This is a genomic window from Dellaglioa sp. CoH-57-MRSF-20 (assembly GCF_056781955.1).
This window is the reverse complement of the sequence record NZ_JBXAXV010000309.1, coordinates 1-249: the sequence shown is the minus strand read 5'-3', so window position 1 is coordinate 249 and position 249 is coordinate 1. Positions and strand designations below refer to the sequence as shown.

General features: G+C 59.8%; 1 protein-coding gene. It reads left to right on the top strand.

Going from position 1 to position 249, the window contains the following annotated elements; all coding sequences use genetic code 11:
* Positions 1 to 191 (top strand): hypothetical protein (locus tag AC1RPN_RS09135; protein WP_481763868.1); only part of this gene is annotated, 191 nt, incomplete at its 5' end.
* Between the last annotated feature and the right edge of the window lie 58 nt (positions 192 to 249).

The window sequence follows — 249 nt, the reverse complement described above, 5'->3', positions numbered from 1 at the left end:
CTCAAGAGCTGATTGCAAGCGGCCGGGCCCCGATGCTGCGCGTGACTGCCGAACACAACATGGTGAACAACCACCCCGTGTACAGCGCGACCGAAGTCAACCGTCTCTTGCAGTACGCGCAACGCATGCGTGATTTGGCGGATCGTCTTCAGGCCCGCACGCGTCACATCGTACAGCGGGAGTCGATCTGATGCGGCCCATGTTTGCTGTACAAGTCACGAGTCGTGACGATGCCGAGCTGCACAAGAC